At 47.7% G+C, this 16935-nt stretch carries 14 protein-coding genes; 7 read left to right on the top strand and 7 right to left on the bottom strand.

Annotation, left to right across the window (positions count from 1 at the left end; all coding sequences use genetic code 11):
• From SHEWPOL2_RS14115 to SHEWPOL2_RS14105, 3 genes are all read left to right on the top strand, one after another.
• Positions 1 to 1038 carry a serine/threonine protein kinase gene (locus SHEWPOL2_RS14115; RefSeq protein WP_037413750.1) on the top strand — a complete coding sequence of 346 codons (1038 nt, stop codon included), beginning with the start codon at positions 1 to 3 and terminating at the stop codon, positions 1036 to 1038.
• 128 nt (positions 1039 to 1166) lie between these two features.
• Positions 1167 to 1775 carry a thiol:disulfide interchange protein DsbA/DsbL gene (locus SHEWPOL2_RS14110; protein WP_037413747.1) on the top strand — a complete coding sequence of 203 codons (609 nt, stop codon included), beginning with the start codon at positions 1167 to 1169 and terminating at the stop codon, positions 1773 to 1775.
• Between the two features lie 453 nt (positions 1776 to 2228).
• The gene (locus tag SHEWPOL2_RS14105) at positions 2229 to 2441 is read left to right on the top strand and encodes a DUF1107 domain-containing protein (protein WP_011070699.1); all 213 of its coding nucleotides are present in this window, start codon (positions 2229 to 2231) and stop codon (positions 2439 to 2441) included.
• On the opposite strand, the gene SHEWPOL2_RS14100 is transcribed toward SHEWPOL2_RS14105, so the two are convergent.
• Entirely contained in the window at positions 2438 to 2659 is a 222-nt protein-coding gene (locus SHEWPOL2_RS14100; RefSeq protein ID WP_037413745.1) for a cell division protein ZapB, read from the bottom strand. The two genes, SHEWPOL2_RS14105 and SHEWPOL2_RS14100, sit on opposite strands and share 4 nt — an antisense overlap.
• A gap of 178 nt (positions 2660 to 2837) precedes the next feature.
• On the opposite strand from SHEWPOL2_RS14100, the gene SHEWPOL2_RS14095 reads away from it, so the two are divergent.
• Together SHEWPOL2_RS14095 and SHEWPOL2_RS14090 are read left to right on the top strand one after the other, a co-directional pair.
• The gene (locus SHEWPOL2_RS14095) at positions 2838 to 4343 is read left to right on the top strand and encodes a Na+/H+ antiporter NhaC family protein (protein WP_037429238.1); all 1506 of its coding nucleotides are present in this window, start codon (positions 2838 to 2840) and stop codon (positions 4341 to 4343) included.
• A 57-nt stretch (positions 4344 to 4400) separates the two neighbouring features.
• Complete coding sequence (locus SHEWPOL2_RS14090; RefSeq protein ID WP_037413739.1) at positions 4401 to 4757, top strand: RidA family protein; 357 nt, start codon at positions 4401 to 4403, stop codon at positions 4755 to 4757.
• 136 nt (positions 4758 to 4893) lie between these two features.
• Here SHEWPOL2_RS14090 and SHEWPOL2_RS14085 read toward each other — a convergent pair whose 3' ends face one another.
• Complete coding sequence (locus SHEWPOL2_RS14085; protein WP_037429237.1) at positions 4894 to 5229, bottom strand: hypothetical protein; 336 nt, start codon at positions 5227 to 5229, stop codon at positions 4894 to 4896.
• Positions 5230 to 5246: 17 nt separating this feature from the next.
• Positions 5247 to 5513, bottom strand: coding sequence for a Rho-binding antiterminator (locus tag SHEWPOL2_RS14080; RefSeq protein ID WP_037413736.1), 267 nt, complete (start codon positions 5511 to 5513; stop codon positions 5247 to 5249).
• Positions 5514 to 5584: 71 nt separating this feature from the next.
• On the opposite strand from SHEWPOL2_RS14080, the gene SHEWPOL2_RS14075 reads away from it, so the two are divergent.
• Entirely contained in the window at positions 5585 to 6406 is an 822-nt protein-coding gene (locus SHEWPOL2_RS14075; RefSeq protein ID WP_050991369.1) for a DUF1223 domain-containing protein, read from the top strand.
• A 154-nt stretch (positions 6407 to 6560) separates the two neighbouring features.
• A complete protein-coding gene (locus SHEWPOL2_RS14070; protein WP_037413731.1) occupies positions 6561 to 7652 on the top strand; it encodes a branched-chain amino acid aminotransferase in 1092 nt (363 codons plus the stop codon).
• A gap of 40 nt (positions 7653 to 7692) precedes the next feature.
• Here SHEWPOL2_RS14070 and SHEWPOL2_RS14065 read toward each other — a convergent pair whose 3' ends face one another.
• The 4 genes from SHEWPOL2_RS14065 to SHEWPOL2_RS14050 form a co-directional block, all read right to left on the bottom strand.
• Positions 7693 to 12231 (bottom strand): EAL domain-containing protein, encoded by a 4539-nt coding sequence (locus SHEWPOL2_RS14065; protein WP_037429234.1) that lies wholly within the window; start codon positions 12229 to 12231, stop codon positions 7693 to 7695.
• A gap of 326 nt (positions 12232 to 12557) precedes the next feature.
• Entirely contained in the window at positions 12558 to 13751 is a 1194-nt protein-coding gene (gene prpF, locus SHEWPOL2_RS14060; protein WP_037429230.1) for a 2-methylaconitate cis-trans isomerase PrpF, read from the bottom strand.
• Positions 13752 to 13837: 86 nt separating this feature from the next.
• Positions 13838 to 16441: a Fe/S-dependent 2-methylisocitrate dehydratase AcnD gene (gene acnD / locus SHEWPOL2_RS14055; protein ID WP_037429227.1), complete on the bottom strand. Its 2604-nt coding sequence runs from the start codon at positions 16439 to 16441 to the stop codon at positions 13838 to 13840.
• An 80-nt stretch (positions 16442 to 16521) separates the two neighbouring features.
• A partial coding sequence (locus tag SHEWPOL2_RS14050) for a citrate/2-methylcitrate synthase (protein ID WP_037429225.1) occupies positions 16522 to 16935 on the bottom strand: 414 nt, incomplete at its 5' end.

Genomic DNA, 16935 nt, shown 5'->3' with positions numbered 1-16935 from the left:
ATGAGCCTAGATACGTTAAATCAACACCAAAGTGCCATCGATAATGCTGATTCGGGGGCTGCCTTTGCTTTTCAAGCTCTAACACCGGATTTGATTTTAGATGCTATCGAAAGTCTTGGCATTTACCCTGAAACGGGCCTATTAGCACTCAATAGCTACGAAAACCGCGTGTATCAATTTCGCAGTGATGAAGGGCGGCGCTATGTAGTGAAGTTTTATCGTCCAAATCGTTGGACCGATGCGCAAATTCAAGAGGAGCACGATTTTGCTCTCGCGCTTGCCGAGCAGGAAATCCCGATGGCGGTGCCAGCCTTAGTGCAAGGGCGTACCTTGCACCATTTCCAAGGTTTTCGGTTTGCACTGTTTCCTTCTATCGGTGGTCGAGCCTTTGAGGTCGATAATTTAGAACAGTTGGAATTTGTTGGCCGTTTTATCGGTCGTATACATCAGTACGGCGCACAGTCGGTTTTTCATGCCCGCGAACCGCTCAATCCGCAAATCTTAGGCGATGAGCCTTTGGCGTGGTTGAAACAATCAGAATTGGTGCCGACTTCTCTACGGGTCGCCTTTTTCACTGTGGTCGAACAAGTGCTGGCGAAGGTCAACACCGTTTGGTCGCAGCAATGTTTCAAACCGATTCGCTTGCATGGTGATCTACACCCAGGGAATATTCTTTGGACACCCGATGGGCCGGGTTTTGTGGATTTAGACGATGCCCGTATGGGACCTGCCATTCAAGATTTATGGATGATGCTAACGGGGGATAGGGCGCAGCAGCAACTGCAACTCGAGATATTGCTCGAAGCCTATGAGGAATTTTGTGAATTCGATACGCGGCAACTGGCGTTGATTGAACCCCTACGCGCATTACGGATGGTGCACTATAACGCTTGGATTGGCAGGCGTTGGCAAGATCCGGCTTTCCCTATGCATTTCCCATGGTTTGGGGATGAAAAGTATTGGGAGCAGCAGATTTTGGCATTTAAGGAGCAACTCGCGGCACTTAATGAACCACCGCTAAGTTTGATCCCTTACTAAATGTGTGAACAGGGTGGGATTTACGAGGCTCTCTTGCCTAACGGATTGAACTCTCAGCTTGAGTTACACTCAAAAAATGAAATATGTTAGGCTCCAGCTATTTTAGATAATTGATTTAAGGAAAATTCATGAAAAAAGCATTACTTATGGCGGCAGCGCTGTTATTGGCTCCATTAGCGGTTTCGGCAGCGGAATACAAAGAAGGCGTACATTACACTGTGATTAATGATGGTCCCGCGACAGCTAAACCTGAAATCACCGAGTTTTTCTCTTTCTATTGCCCACATTGCTACAACTTTTCGAAAACGGTTGTGCCTAAAATTTTGGCTGAAAAGCCAGCAGGTGTGGAATTTAACCAAGCCCACGTTGATTTTATTGGCAAAGAAATGGGCGTAGAGATGTCACGCGCTTTTGCGGTTGCTCATCAACTCAATGTCGATGAAAAAATCGATGCGGCTTTATTTGCTGCCATCCATGACAAGAAACAACACTTTACTAGCCGTGACGATGTGCGTGCCTTATTTGTGGCTAATGGCGTTGATGGTAAAGCTTTTGATGCCGCAGCGGATTCATTTATGGTCAAAGCCCAAATGGCGAAAATGAAGCGCGATACTGAAAACGCGAAACTTTCTGGCGTGCCTGCGCTCGTGGTGAATGGCAAATACCGTGTTGAAACGGGTGCGATTAAGTCCTATGACGAGCTATTAGACATTGCATATTACTTAGCGAGAAAGTAATTATCTTAGGATTGCGGTGATTTAGTCATCTAATTGCAATCTAACTCATTGATAATTAATAAGTAACACAAAAGGAGCCGAGCGCTCCTTTTTTATTGGCCGCATCAAATTGTCCACGATACGTTGAACCAGTTTTGCGGAGAATGCGTATTAGGATTTAGGCAAAAAAAACCGTACTTCCGATAATGGAGAGTACGGACTTGAGCCATATGGCTCATTTTTACCCTGAGTAACACGGATGATTTTAGATAAGCGTCAAAATAATGTCAATAGTCAAAATATTGACACTTGGGTTTGTGTTTATCATTGCTTTATTTTTATAAATTAAATCAATTTGTTATTTTGTATTTATTGTAAGTTTTGAAAATAATTCTTTATCGATGAAACTCAATTGGACATCTTTCTGTCAAATGACTGTGGTCAATAACAACAAAAATGCCTGTAGGGGGTTATATGAGAGTTTTCCCTGTCTACGCACCTAAGCTTATTGTTAAGCATGCGCGTATTTTTCTCACTGGCGTGATATGGGTAAAAGACTTAGGTCGATTGGAATTTGAAAAAGGAAGATTTTTATTACCGAGAAAAAGCCTGCCAAAAGTAAAGCAGGCTATCTTAGAGCTGAACGAATTGATTGAAGCGCAGAATCATCAAACTAAAACAGCTTAGATTTCACTATTGAGCAAGCCAACAAGTCCGGTAACTTTCTCGTTCCAAGAACTCAGTTCTTGCTGCAATTGTTGGTTTTGCTCACTTAATTGTTGGTTTTGCTCACTCAAGGTTGACGTCTTTTGCTTCTCTTCCTCTAGCTCCATTTTTAGAAGCTCGATAGTTTCGAGTGTAGCCTGGATCTTGGTTTCCAGTTTGGACAGTAATTCAAGGCTCATCTGGAGAGTCCTATAGTTTCTGGATGGGACTGTGATTCTAGCAGTGCCAAGAGCATAAGGAATAGCAGTCTTTGCCGTTTGGCTAAAAAATGCCCGATAACGGAGTGCTAATTTAAGTTTTTTGCATTTGTTATTAACTCGTTAGTATTCTTGGTTTTATTTATTATCGGAATGGCCCATGACATCAAGCCTGCTCGCCATAATTCCCCTGTTATTAACCTTAGTGTTAGCCCTATGGTTGCGACGTACCTTAGTTGCCCTAGGTGTTGGTATCCTCTCGGGCGCCTTGATTATTGCCCACTTCAATATACTGCAAAGCTTAAGTTATCTTGTGGAGATAGGCGTTAAGCAGTTTTATAGCCAAGATGCATGGCAATGGTGGCATTTAAACGTGCTAATGGCCATGTTATTACTGGGTAGCATGACACAGCTACTTGCCCGAAGTGGTGCGGTAGGGCAGTTCGGTGATTGGTTATATCAGCGTATTCGTACGGGCCGACAAGCGCGTATTGGTGTCGTATTGCTGGGTTGGTTAGTGTTTATTGATGGTATTTTTAGCTGCCTTGCCGTGGGCCATGTGTGCCAACCGTTGAGCCAGCGTTATGGTATTCGTCAGACGCAACTGGCTTATTTAGTAGACTCTAATGCGTCGCCGCTTTGTTCACTCTTGCCTTTTTCTAGCTGGGGGCCCTATGTGATGGCGCTACTGGCGGGACTCAGCTTTTTACCCGTTTCAGCCCTTGAAGCCTTTATCGAGGTGGCCTTATCCAATTTTTATGCGATTACGACTTTAGGTTTGTCGTTGATTGTGGCCTGGTTTGGGGTCGGATTTCATCCTGTGGAGAGGGCTGCGTTGGGAGCTGAGCCCGTTGAGCCAAATTTTACTCCCTCGCAAGGCAATCCTTGGCTGCTGGCAATCCCTATGCTGACCTTACTGTGCGCCTCTGTCGGTTTAACTCTCTGGTCTGGCGCGCAGCAGGTGCCGTCATGGGATATTTCGGCCTGGTTAGCCAAAGCTGATATTGGCGCTGCGATGCGCGATGCGTGTTTGTTATCGACGTTAGTGACTCTAGTGTTGTTGCTGCTGTCGGGCCGAAGCATTGGGAAACTGCTGGGCGATTTAGCCCATGGGGTGCGGATGATTGCCTTTGCTATCGCGATTTTACTCTGCACTTGGATGATAGGTGCTGTAATCCAAGATCTGGGCGTGGCGAGTTTATTGGCCGATTGGGCAAAATGGTATTTATCCCCCAGTTTGCTGGTGGCGGGGATGTTCCTACTCTGCGCTATCATGGCCTTTGCCACTGGCTCAAGCTGGGGAACCTTTGCGATTATGATCCCCATCGGCGGAGAAATCGCCCATAACATGGATGCCAGCTTGCTGTTACCTGTATTAAGTGCGGTGATGGCAGGCTCGGTGTTTGGCGATCACTGCTCGCCAATTTCCGATACCAGCGTGCTGAGCGCGACCAGTTCAGGCTGTTTACCCCATGACCATGTGGTGACTCAACTGCCCTTTGCATTAATTGCTGCTGTTGCGGCATTAGTGGGATTTCAGTTAGTCAATTTATCTGTGGCAACAGTGTTTGTATGGTGTGGCGTGATATTTACGGCGCTAGGTTTGCTCATGCTAATGACGCGCTTTTATCCACCCTGGGTGGGCGCTCGTTCGCAGACAAACTGAGCCTTTTCGGGGTAAAATGGTCACAGAATTAACTATCTGATTTAAGAGATTATCCCTATGAGCATTACCCGTTTAGATGTTGGTACACGTATGAGCAGCATAGTGATCCACCAAGGCACAGTGTACTTATGTGGCCAAGTGGCGAAGGATAAGTATCAAAACATCACCGAACAAACGACGACTATGCTAGAGGAAGTTGATACCCTGTTAGCGCAGGCGGGCAGTTCCCGTGAGCACTTGTTGTCAGCCACTATCTATCTAAAGGATATGAATGACTACGATGCCATGAATGCCGTTTGGGACGCTTGGGTACCACAAGGTCATGCGCCTGCCCGTGCCTGTGTACAGGCGGCGATTGCCGAGCCCGAATATTTGGTTGAAGTCTCTGTGATTGCAGCTGTAGCCAAGGCGTAAACCGCGATCGACAGCTAAGTCAGTCGTAAAGCCAAGTTAATACTTGGCTTTATTCGTCATCAGGTAATTGCTGCCAGAGATTCTGGTGTCATATCCGTCGCAACAACGCGATTTTCAATTAAAACAAGATCTTCAGTTAGAAATAGCGAGCCAGATTTGCCGGAATATTTGGGCTGTGCGAGGCATAATGTGCCTGCAACCCTTGGGAGATGGCTTCAATATTCAGTGTTGGTAAATCTTGCGCTATGATGGCCGCAGCCCAAGATGCGTGGAGCTTGAGTTGAGTATAATGTTCAGTTTCAATAAACCGTGCCAACGAATAACGGCTGCCGCCTAATCCGTGCCCCCAACCTTCGCTAACGTCAAAGGGGGAATCGAGTCGCTTGCTATCAAACTCCACCAAGTAGGGAGATTGGCCATGGTGACCACCAGTCCAATCGCCTAATTCCAACAGCAGAATCATCCTTGCCATTTATTTTTGCTCCTTTGTTATTGGCTCGCAATCATAACACGGCCAAAACTAGCAGCGGGATCCGTCGGCGTGATGGCGATAATGCTATCTAGCCGCAGTGTTTGCTGGCCCGCTTGATGTTCAACGACCAGCCATTCAGTCTTATCGGCATGGGTCTGAGTCGTAATTGCCCGTGCTTGGCATTGGCTGCCGTCCTGTAACTCAATCTTGAGCCAATAGCTCCGAAGGCAAGCCAGCTCAAGGTAGTCATAATGGGCACAGGGGATCATTTTATAGTCAGACATCATCTTTTTTCTCAGTTGAATGATTTAGGTGCAATTCAAGGTCTCATCACTCAGTGATAGGAGGATTGAATATGAAATGCATCTTACTCGTTGGTCTTTTGTGGTTGCAGTGGTGGCAACCTGTATTTGCTCAGACATTGGCCCCATTTCAAGCGCAGAGTGCCGTGACCCGTCCTTATATTATCGAACTTTACACCTCACAGGGATGCAGTAGTTGTCCGCCCGCCGAAGCTTGGTTATCTGAGCAGTTTAACCAGACCGATTTATGGCAGAAATATTTTCCGCTAGCCTTTCATGTGACCTATTGGGATTACCTTGGTTGGCGGGATATTTTTGGTCAAAAAGCATTTAGTGAGCGCCAATATCAACATTTAAACCAAAAGCATACACGGCAAGTGTATACGCCACAGTTTGTGATTAATGCTAAGGAGTGGCGTGGCTGGTTTTCGGGTGAATTAACCGAGATTTTTGCCGTGCCTCAACCTGAGGTGGGTGTGCTTAAAGTGCGTATCGCCAACCAGCAGCTTGAGGCGAGTTTTGTGCCACAGCAACCTTGGGGGCAGCATAAAGATCTGAGTCAAGCACGTTTACAGTTAGCACTCGTCGGCTCAGGGTTAACTAGTGAAATTAAACGCGGTGAGAATCGCCATAAGCAGTTAACCCATGACTTTGTTGTATTTAGCATGCAATCAATCCCTGTGAGTGTCCGTGCGACGGAGTTTGTTGCATCAGATTCAGCACTGTATTTTGAGCAATATCTCAATAGCATTCCGGCTACGGCGCAGAAGGCGCCTCATTTAGCTTGGGTGGTGTGGTTAACGCTAAATGAAGAGCCCATACAAGTCGTCGGTGGTTGGCTTGAGGCGAAGCAGGGGGAAATCCAAAGTCAATAAGGGAAGTAGAATCAACCTATTCAAGATTACGGCAAGCTAATAAGACATTTTTGCTGGGTTATTTTATCGGCTAAGACTTTTAGATGAATCTCACCTATTGACTTTATTCCTGTCGCTACCTAGTCTGCTTGTTCAGTAATCAAGGTGGTATGCGATGGAAATAAAATACGATTTAAAACCTGCGTCCGAACGCCGTACTGAGCAATTCAAGCCCGAAGGAAATGTGGGCTTCGGTAGCCTCAGAACCGATCATATGTTTTTAATGGATTATCGCGATGGTGAGTGGCGCGATCCTCGTATTGTGCCCTATGGCCCGTTTGAAATGGCGCCGGGTGCGATGGCCCTGCATTATGGTCAGTCAATCTTCGAAGGCGCAAAAGCCTTTATGCATCAAGATGGCGAAATTTACACGTTCCGCATCAACAAAAACGCCGAGCGTATGAATCGCTCTGCGGATATTGTCTGCATTCCTAATATTGATGAGCAGATGCAAATCGATGCGATCAACGCCTTGATCGACGTAGACCGTCTTTGGTTCCCGATGCAAGAAGGTGCCTGTTTATACATTCGCCCCTTTATTTTTGCGACCGAAGACCGTCTGTCTGTAAGCCCAAGTTCGCGCTACACATTCTGCGTGGTGTTAAGCCCAAGTGGTGCTTACTACGCGGCGGGTGTGAATAAAGGCATTCGTCTACTGATCAGCAAGACTTACCATCGCGCCGTATCGGGTGGTACTGGCGCCTCTAAAGCAGCGGGTAACTATGCTGCCTCATTGCGTGCGGGTAAAGCTGCCGCACAGTTTGGTGCTTCGCAGGTGCTGTATTTAGATGCGAACAACCAACAGATTGAAGAAGCGGGCGCGATGAACCACTTCCACATTCTGAAAGACGGCACAGTGATCATCCCAACCTTCACCGATACCATTTTAAAATCGATTACCTCGCAATCTATTATGGAGCTGGGTGAATTGCTCGGCTGCGAAGTGCGCCAAGAGACGGTCATGCTGGATAAGTTTATCGCCGATATCGAATCCGGTGAGATTATCGAAGCGGGTGGTTTTGGGACGGCTGCCGTAGTGTCTGCTGTCGGTTCCTATATTTTTGAAGATGGCCGAGTGGTGACTGTGGGCAACGGTGAAGTAGGTGAGCATATTCAACGCATCTACAAGCTGTATACCGATATCCAGAAAGGCCATATTCAAGGCCCTGATGGCTGGGTGAGACGCGTTGAGCGTATCGCACCTTAATAGTTTCTAAATCAATACGATAAGGCTCCATGATGGAGCCTTATTCTTTTGCGTCTTGCCGCTTTTGTATCTGTTGTATTAAAAGTGTTTGGCAATCTTTGGTGCTCAGCGGTTTACTCAGCAGAAAGCCTTGGACTTGATCACAGCCTTGCAGCGCCAAGAAGTTAAGTTGTTCTTGAGTTTCAACCCCTTCTGCCACCACATTCAACTCTAGGCTGTGGGCGAGAGCAATAATCGCGCTGGTAATGGCCGCATCATCGGGGTCGTTGGTTATGTCGCGCACAAACTCGCGGTCAATTTTTAAGGTATCAATAGGGAAACGTTTGAGGTAACTCAAGCTTGAATAGCCAGTACCAAAATCGTCGACAGCGATGGTTAAGCCTAATGCTTTGAGTTTTGAGAGGATATTAACTGACTCCTGTGGGTTGCCCATGATCATCGATTCAGTTAGCTCCAACTCAAGAGCCTGGGCGGGAAGTCCTGATACCGCAAGGGCTACTTCAATGGTTGAGATAATATCGGCCTTTAACTGTCTAGCAGACAAGTTAACGGCCATGGTGATATCGCTAAAACTTAACTCATTCCATTCGGCCAGTTGTTGGCAAGCGTGGTTAATCACCCAATGGCCTATTTGATTGATCATGCCTGTTTCTTCCGCGAGGGGAATAAACTCGGCGGGAGAAATGGGGCCTAATTCTGAATGCTGCCAGCGCAGTAGTGCTTCAAGCCCTGTCAGAGATCCATTGCGTAGGCAAAACTTAGGTTGATACACCAAGCTTAACTCATTGTGGGCGATTGCTTGTTTTAATCCCGTTTCGAGCAGCATATGGCGAGTCGCCATCTCATTGAGTTTATTGGTATAAAACTGAAAGTTATTTCGCCCGAGAGCCTTAGCATGGTACATGGCGGTATCGGCAAATTTAATTAACGAATCCACATCTACAGCATCATTAGGATAGAGACTGATACCTATCGAAGTGGAGATAGTGAGGGATTTGTCCTCTAATAAGAAGGGCGCTTGAAAGGCTTTGAGCACTTTTTCCGAAATTAACGTCGCTGCTTTAGTTTTCGCCACACCTTCTAGAATAATGGTAAATTCATCACCACCCAAGCGGGCTACGGTATCTCCTTCGCGGACGGCATTTTGCAGCCTATGGGCCACTGCTTTGAGTAATAGATCGCCAATGTGGTGCCCCATAGAGTCGTTAATGTGCTTAAAACGGTCGAGGTCTAAAAACAGTAGGGCGACAATATTATTCGATCTATGTGCTTGAGATATCGCGTGATTAAGCCGGTCTTGGAATAAGGTTCGATTAGGCAGCCCTGTGAGCGTGTCAAAGCTAGCGAGGAAACGTAAATCCTCCTCGGCCTTTTTGCGCTCTGTAATATCAGTAAATACCGCCACAAAGTGGCTAGTTTCACCTTTTACGTCAATTACTTGATTAATCTCGAGCCACACCAAAATTGCTCTACGGGCCTTATTGCGGATCCAAATTTCTCCCGCCCAATGTTTATGGCGTAGTAGTTGCTGTTCAATGCTATTAAACAGATCCCGTTGTTTTCTACTGTAGGCTAAGTGAATTAAGTATTTATCACTAATCTGCCGCTCTGAATAACCAGTGATATTGCTAAAAGCAGGGTTTACCGAACGGATTCGATAGTCTAATCCTGCCACCACGACGGCTTCATTCATGCTATTTAGCACTTGTGAGGAGAGTACCAGCTCGTTTTCGATCAGCTTGCGCGAGGTAATATCCCGAGTTGTGCCCGTCATACGAATGGGATGGTCCTGCCCATTAGCTTCAACAACTTTACCCCGCTCAAGGATCCAAACCCATTTGTTGGGCGAATGCTCAATGCGGTATTCCACTTCAAAGAAGGGAGTGCGTCCTTGTAGGTGTTCGGCTAACTCGTGCCTAAATCTTTCCCTATCTTCAGGATGAGCATTGTCGTGCAGTAGATGGTGACGGTTCCATTGAGGGACAGGTATATCTGTATGCGTCCGGTAAACCTGTTGTTCTTGGATATTCCAGTCCCACATCCCGTCGCCCGAAGCCCAAAGCGCCAGTTTAAGCCGTTCTTCAGATGCACGAATGCTAGTTTCAAACTCTTGTTGTTGGCGACGTTTTTGTTTGCGCCATTTTACTATCCATATCAGTAGAGTTAGTGTCAGTAGAATATAAAGCGCATAGGCCAATTCGGTGCGATAAAAAGGTGCATTGACGGTTAAATCGACCAAAAGCGTATAGTCACCTTGACGGTTGTATTCAAGTGAGTGGCGCACATGGAGCACGTAGTTGCCTGGATCGATATTAGTGAAGGTGATTTCATTGCCTGTCGGTAAATCGTGCCAATGGTTATCAAATCCTTCGAGGAAATAACTAAAGCGGTTTTTTCCTGTATAGCTAAAATCCAGTGAGGTGATTTCAAAGCTCACTAATTGATCGGCGTAGTTCATTACGATTTTCGGCGGATGACTCAGATCTAAAATCGTCTGTTTTTGGCCGGCAATTTTATATGCTGTGAGTGCTACCTTCGCTTCACCCCTTTTGTCAGGTAGGATTTTAGGGTTAAAGCGATTGATGCCATTAATTCCGCCAAACCAGAGATCGCCATCACTGTCTTTAAGTTTTACACCACCGTTAAATTCCAGTGCCTGTAAGCCTTCCTGTTCGTTGAAATTAATAATTTTGTTATTGATAGGGTTTAATTTTCCAATACCGGCATTGCTACTGAACCAAATATGATGCTCATCATCCTCCAGCAGAGCGTAAATTGTATCGCTGGGTAGACCTTGTTCACGGGTATAATCACTAAAAATGGGCAATAAGGTTTGATACGATAGCCGACTAATGCCACCGTGGGTCGCAAACCAAACATCACCATTACTTGCGACTAAGATATCCCTAATGCGGTTATTGATAATGCTGTTTTTGTCATGGGGGTCATGGTAAAAAACGTCGCCATGCCCCGTTTGCATATCTAATTTTACTAGTCCATTGAGCGAACCAATCCACAGAATATTATTATTGGCCCTAAGGGTGAGTAACAGGTTTTGTGTAGGATGAAAATTTTCAATGCCTGTTAGCGAAACAGGCGTAAATTCATCATTTATAGTGGATTTCCGATATAGCGCATGGGATGTCGCTACCCAGAGCCTATTTTGATCATCTAACTCTAGACTGCGGATATAGTTCGCTTCTGCTGAGGTGTCTTTGCTATCTGCAACATTGAGTAGGCTAAATTCACCGTTTGGAGCCAGACGCCCTAGTCCATAGTTACTGGCAAACCAGAGGACGCCTTGCTTATCTTGAATAATCGAGCGCAGAGTGAGGTTTAAGTATTGAGTCCCTAACCCTAATGCCTTGGCAAAAAAAGTGCTGTAGTTTTCATATGTTTTACTATTTCGTGCTAACCGCTTAAGGCCCGCGCCTTCTGTTCCTATCCACAGAGCCTGATCTTGGCTGCGGTAAAGGCTACGGACATTATTGCTCTGTTGAGGTAATTCGGTCGTATATTCAAACAGATGCTGAAAATATTGACGGCGAGTGTTGATCTTATTCAATCCAGAATAACTCGCGCCGAGCCATAGATTGCCAAAAGGATCTTCTAGCAGGGATAAAATATTGTTTTCACTGATACTGTTGGTGCGTTTGGGATCAAATTTATGATAAGTTGCAACGAATTGATCCGCCTCTCTTTCTAATTGTATTAAACCAGCTTCAGGTCCGACGACCCAGAATTGTCCTTGGGATGTTTGAACAAAATCTTTGATATAGGGAACATTATTTTCTGCTTGCCAGATGATAGTCCCTTGTTGAGTGGTCAGATCATAGTGCCAGAGCTGATTACCAAGCGCTAAGCTAATTGCTCGACTTGAATTGGCTTTAATCTGATAAGCAATCACGTCCTGCGGCACATTCAGCCGCGTAATCGTATTTGCACTTACTGCAAAGGTACCATTATCCCTGGTTCCTGCGAGTAAATAGGTGTTATCAACATTGGCAAGACTGGTGATATAGGGTTCAATGCTGGTTCCTAGTGAAACTTGGCTTAAGCGTTTTGTTCTTGTGGAAAAAGAAAACAAGCCACTTTGAGTGCCAATCCACAGCGTATTGCCGACAATATTGAGTTTAGTGACCCTGGGATCGGTGAGACCCTGTTCTATGCCAATGCGTTCAAAGGTGCCTGTTTTTAAATTGAGCCGATTTATACCTTGGCTAAAAGTACCTATCCAAAGATAACCTTGGGCATCTTGGATAATATCCGAGATATAACTTTCTGAAATACTTTGAGGATCATTAGGGGAGTGGATAAAAAGATTGAAGTTGTAACCGTTATAGCTATGGAGCCCATCTTGAGTGCCAATCCACAGCATGCCAGCACTGTCCATAAATAGGCTGGTGATTGTGTTTTGGTTTAACCCTTCTTCGCTGCGGATATGCTCAAATTTAAGCAGTGTATTTGCCGCATTAAGCGGTAATGCCAAGCCTGCGGGAAGCACCGCAACAAAACTGAGAATGCAGAGCACGCTAACGATTAGTCTAAGGATTGGTTGACTCAAAGCTACCCCTATCATTCCCTACTTTTTCCCCAATTTTGGGAGGTATTATTAACGTTACTTTAGGAATGTCGCGTTAAGAATGAGACTGACGCGATCTCAGTTTTAAAATTAAAATAATGGTTAATTTATTCACAGATTTATATAGCGTAAGGTGTTTTTATCAATATCAGCTGTGACCAACGCAAGTTTAGCATTTTTTACCGAATGCCAACATATTGCAGCTCGCAGGGAAGATAAATAAAAAAAGACCTTGCCGGAAGGGGGAGAAGCAAGGCCTTTGGTTGAACTCTATTGATAGGGTGATATCAATCAACTTGAAGGTGCGAATCAGTTGTCTGGTTTTATACGGTGGGCACGCGTACAAAACCTTCCATCAGCACTCGGGCGCTGCGGCTCATAATGGCCTTAGTCACTGTCCATTCGCCATTTTGTTGCATGGCCTGTGCGCCGACGCGAAGGGTGCCAGAAGGATGGCCAAAGCGAACCGCTTCCTTCTCGCCACCACCAGCCGCGAGATTCACTAAAGTGCCGGGAATCGCCGCCGCGGTACCAATCGCTACGGCGGCTGTGCCCATCATCGCATGGTGCAATTTGCCCATGGAGAGGGCACGTACCAGAAGATCGATTTCCTGTGCCGCTACGGTTTTACCGCTGGATGACACATAGCTCTTCGGTTTAGCAACAAAGGCGATTTTTGGGGTATGTTGGCGTGCGGCCGCTTCATCAATATGTGTGATAAGCCCCATACGTACGGCGCCATAAGCACGAATGGTTTCAAACTTGGCAAGAGCGGCATTATCGCTGTTGATATCGTCCTGCAGCTCAGTGCCTGTATAACCCAAGTCTTCGGCATTGATAAAAATGGTCGGGATGCCCGCGTTAATCATGGTGGCATTAAAGTGGCCAATGCCGGGCACTTCGAGCACATCCACTAAATTACCCGTTGGGAACATGCTGCCACCATCGCCGTCTTCGTCAGCGGCGGGGTTCATAAATTCGATCTGCACTTCGGCGGCGGGGAAGGTCACGCCATCGAGCTCAAAATTGCCAGTCTCTTGCACCATGCCATCAGTAATCGGCACATGGGCAATAATGGTTTTTGCAATATTGGCCTGCCAAATACGCACGGTGCAGATACCGTTTTGCGGGATGCGCGCAGCATCAATCAGGCCATTGCTGATGGCAAAGGCGCCGACGGCGGCGGTTAAGTTGCCGCAGTTACCGCTCCAATCCACAAAGGGTTTGTCGATAGACACTTGGCCAAACAGATAGTCAACATCGTGGTCGGCTTGGCTGCTTTTAGACAGAATAACCGTCTTGCTGGTGCTGGAAGTTGCGCCGCCCATACCATCAATTTGTTTACCATAGGGGTCGGGGCTGCCAATGACGCGCAGCAGTAGTGCATCACGGGCTGGGCCGGGTACTTGGGCTGCTTCGGGTAAATCTTGCAGACGGAAAAATACCCCTTTGCTAGTGCCACCACGCATATAGGTTGCAGCCACTTTAATCTGGGGCGGGAAAAGTTTATTACTCATGCTATTAACTCCAAGGGGAATAGCGAAAAGGTTTGTGTCGATATAGGCGGCAAGCTTGTCGGCATTGCCGCCTTTTAGCGCGAATCTTACTTCAGATTTGACTCTAAAAAGTCCTGCGCAAACCGTTGCAGTACGCCGCCAGCAGAGTAGATAGACACTTCTTCAGCGGTATCTAAACGACAGGTCACAGGCACTTCGACACGCTCACCGTTTTTACGGGTGATGATAACGGTGAGATCTGCACGTGGCGCGATATCACCAACAACATCAAACACCTCGGTGCCATCGATGCCGTAGGTCGCGCGATTCTCGCCCGCTTTGAACTCCAGTGGCAACACGCCCATACCGACTAAGTTTGTGCGGTGAATACGCTCGAAACCTTCGGCGACAATCGCCTCTACACCCGCTAAGCGCACGCCCTTGGCCGCCCAGTCACGGGATGAACCCTGACCATAGTCGGCACCAGCGATAATAATCAGCGGTTGTTTGCGATCCATATAGGTTTCAATGGCTTCCCACATGCGGGTCACTTGGCCTTCTGGCTCGATACGCGCCAGTGAGCCTTGCTTCACCTTGCCATCGACAATTGCCATCTCGTTTTTGAGTTTAGGGTTGGCGAAGGTCGCGCGCTGGGCCGTTAAGTGGTCGCCCCTGTGTGTCGCGTAGGAGTTAAAGTCTTCCTCTGGCAGGCCCATCTTGTGCAGGTATTCGCCTGCCGCGCTGTCCATCATAATCGCGTTCGAGGGCGATAAATGGTCGGTGGTGATGTTGTCACCTAATACCGCCAGTGGACGCATGCCCTTGAGGGTGCGCTCGCCCGCTAATGCACCTTCCCAATAAGGTGGGCGGCGGATATAGGTCGATTGTGGACGCCAGTCGTACAGTGGGCTGACCTTATCGCCATAGTCGACGCTCAGGTCGAACATCGGCTCGTAGACTTTGCGGAACTGCTCTGGCTTCACGCTTGCCGCAATCACAGCATCGATTTCGGCATCCGTTGGCCAAATATCGATTAAGCGCACTGGCTTGCCGTCTTTATCTTGACCGAGTACATCCTTCTCGATATCGAAGCGAATCGTCCCAGCGATTGCATAGGCGACGACTAATGGCGGTGATGCGAGGAAAGCTTGCTTAGCGTAAGGGTGAATACGACCGTCGAAGTTACGGTTACCGGATAATACGGCGGTGGCGTACAGATCGCGGTCGATCACTTCCTGCTGAATCACCGGGTCGAGTGCGCCGCTCATACCGTTACAGGTGGTGCAGGCAAAACCGACGATACCAAAGCCTAATGACTCCAGCTCTGGCAGCAAGTTGGCTTCTTCTAAATAGAGTTGTACCGCCTTAGAGCCGGGGGCGAGTGAGGTTTTCACCCAAGGTTTACGGCTTAAGCCTTTGGCATTGGCGTTACGTGCCAGCAGGCCCGCCGCAATTACGTTGCGTGGGTTACTGGTGTTGGTGCAGCTAGTGATGGCCGCAATAATCACTGCACCATCTGGCATGAGGCCTGGCTCGTTTTCAACCACGCCGCTGATGCCGCGCGCGGCCAACTCTGAAGTCGGAACGCGAGCATGGGGATTAGAAGGGCCTGCAATGGTACGCACTACCGATGACAGGTCAAAATGCAGGGTACGTGGGTACTCGGCCTGCTTGAGATCATCGCTCCATAAACCTGCGGTCTTGGCATAGGTCTCAACCAGCTTAACTTGCTCATCGCTACGACCCGTGAGGGTTAGGTAGTCTAGCGTTTGTTGGTCGATATAGAACATGGCGGCGGTGGCGCCAAATTCTGGCGTCATGTTAGAGATAGTCGCGCGATCGCCAAGTGTTAAAGCCTCTGCGCCTTCGCCGAAGAACTCAAGGTAAGAGGAAACCACTTTTTCCTTACGCAGGAATTCGGTCAAGGCTAAAACGATATCGGTGGCGGTGATGCCCGGTTGAGGCTTGCCTGTGAGCTCTACGCCGATAATGTCGGGCAGACGCATATAAGAGGCGCGGCCTAACATCACGCTTTCGGCCTCAAGACCGCCCACGCCGATAGCGATAACACCCAGCGCATCCACGTGTGGTGTGTGACTGTCGGTGCCCACTAAGGTATCGGGGAATGCCACGCCATCGCGAGCATGCACCACGGGTGACATACGCTCCAGGTTGATTTGGTGCATGATGCCGTTACCCTGTGGGATCACATCGATGTTTTTAAAGGCTTTTTGCGTCCAGTTGATAAAGTGAAATCTGTCTTCGTTGCGTCTGTCTTCGATGGCGCGGTTTTTGGCGAAGGCATCTTTATCGAAACCACCGAATTCCACTGCCAGTGAGTGGTCAACAATCAGCTGAGTTGGAACCACAGGGTTAACCTGGGCAGGATCGCCACCCTTAGCGGCAATCGCATCACGCAGACCAGCAAGGTCAACGAGAGCTGTTTGCCCTAAAATATCGTGGCACACCACGCGGGCTGGGAACCATGGGAAATCCAGCTCCTGTTTTGATTCAATAATTTGTTTTAGCGAGTCGGTAAGCGCCTGCGGCTCGCAGCGACGCACTAAGTTTTCCGCTAACACGCGTGAGGTGTAAGGCAATTTCGCATAGGCGCCGGGGGCAATGGCTTCAATGGCTTCGCGGGTATCGAAATAGTCGAGTGCTGTGCCGGGTAAAGGCTTGCGATATTGGGTGTTCATAACAGTGCTCATAACATCATCCATTTCGGAAAATGAAGTCGGCGCGAGACGCACCTTGAGTGAAGTCTCGCGCTAAGTGTGGTCAGTTTTGCTTAACGGTTGGCAATGGGTACCACTTTGCGTGGTGATACACCCACATAGTCGGCACTTGGACGAATAATGCGGTTGTTTGAACGCTGCTCCATCACATGTGCTGCCCAACCCGTTACCCGTGAACAAACGAAGATCGGGGTAAACAGCTTGGTTGGAATGCCCATGAAGTGGTAAGCACTGGCATGGAAGAAGTCGGCGTTACAGAAGAGTTTTTTCTGTTCCCACATCAGGGCTTCACAGGCGACCGATACGCGGTAGAGGCGATCATCGCCATAATCTGTGGCCAGTTTTTCTGACCATTCTTTGATGATGGCGTTACGAGGATCTGAATCTCGGTAGATGGCGTGACCAAAGCCCATAATCTTTTCTTTGCGCTCGAGTTTACCCATGAGCACATCGCGGGCATCGGCTTC

It is taken from the genome of Shewanella sp. POL2, from assembly GCF_000282755.1.
Classification (GTDB): Bacteria; Pseudomonadota; Gammaproteobacteria; order Enterobacterales; family Shewanellaceae; genus Shewanella; species Shewanella xiamenensis.
The sequence above is the reverse complement of the archived record's forward strand: the minus strand, read 5'-3'. Positions and strand labels throughout refer to the sequence as shown.

Coding starts and splice junctions, on each gene's coding strand:
- SHEWPOL2_RS14115 (WP_037413750.1), top strand. CDS start 1: ATGAGCCTAGATACGTTAAATCAACACCAAAGTGCCATCGATAATGCT.
- SHEWPOL2_RS14110 (WP_037413747.1), top strand. CDS start 1,167: ATGAAAAAAGCATTACTTATGGCGGCAGCGCTGTTATTGGCTCCATTA.
- SHEWPOL2_RS14105 (WP_011070699.1), top strand. CDS start 2,229: ATGAGAGTTTTCCCTGTCTACGCACCTAAGCTTATTGTTAAGCATGCG.
- SHEWPOL2_RS14100 (WP_037413745.1), bottom strand. CDS start 2,659: ATGAGCCTTGAATTACTGTCCAAACTGGAAACCAAGATCCAGGCTACA.
- SHEWPOL2_RS14095 (WP_037429238.1), top strand. CDS start 2,838: ATGACATCAAGCCTGCTCGCCATAATTCCCCTGTTATTAACCTTAGTG.
- SHEWPOL2_RS14090 (WP_037413739.1), top strand. CDS start 4,401: ATGAGCATTACCCGTTTAGATGTTGGTACACGTATGAGCAGCATAGTG.
- SHEWPOL2_RS14085 (WP_037429237.1), bottom strand. CDS start 5,229: ATGGCAAGGATGATTCTGCTGTTGGAATTAGGCGATTGGACTGGTGGT.
- SHEWPOL2_RS14080 (WP_037413736.1), bottom strand. CDS start 5,513: ATGTCTGACTATAAAATGATCCCCTGTGCCCATTATGACTACCTTGAG.
- SHEWPOL2_RS14075 (WP_050991369.1), top strand. CDS start 5,585: ATGAAATGCATCTTACTCGTTGGTCTTTTGTGGTTGCAGTGGTGGCAA.
- SHEWPOL2_RS14070 (WP_037413731.1), top strand. CDS start 6,561: ATGGAAATAAAATACGATTTAAAACCTGCGTCCGAACGCCGTACTGAG.
- SHEWPOL2_RS14065 (WP_037429234.1), bottom strand. CDS start 12,231: ATGATAGGGGTAGCTTTGAGTCAACCAATCCTTAGACTAATCGTTAGC.
- prpF (WP_037429230.1), bottom strand. CDS start 13,751: ATGAGTAATAAACTTTTCCCGCCCCAGATTAAAGTGGCTGCAACCTAT.
- acnD (WP_037429227.1), bottom strand. CDS start 16,441: ATGAGCACTGTTATGAACACCCAATATCGCAAGCCTTTACCCGGCACA.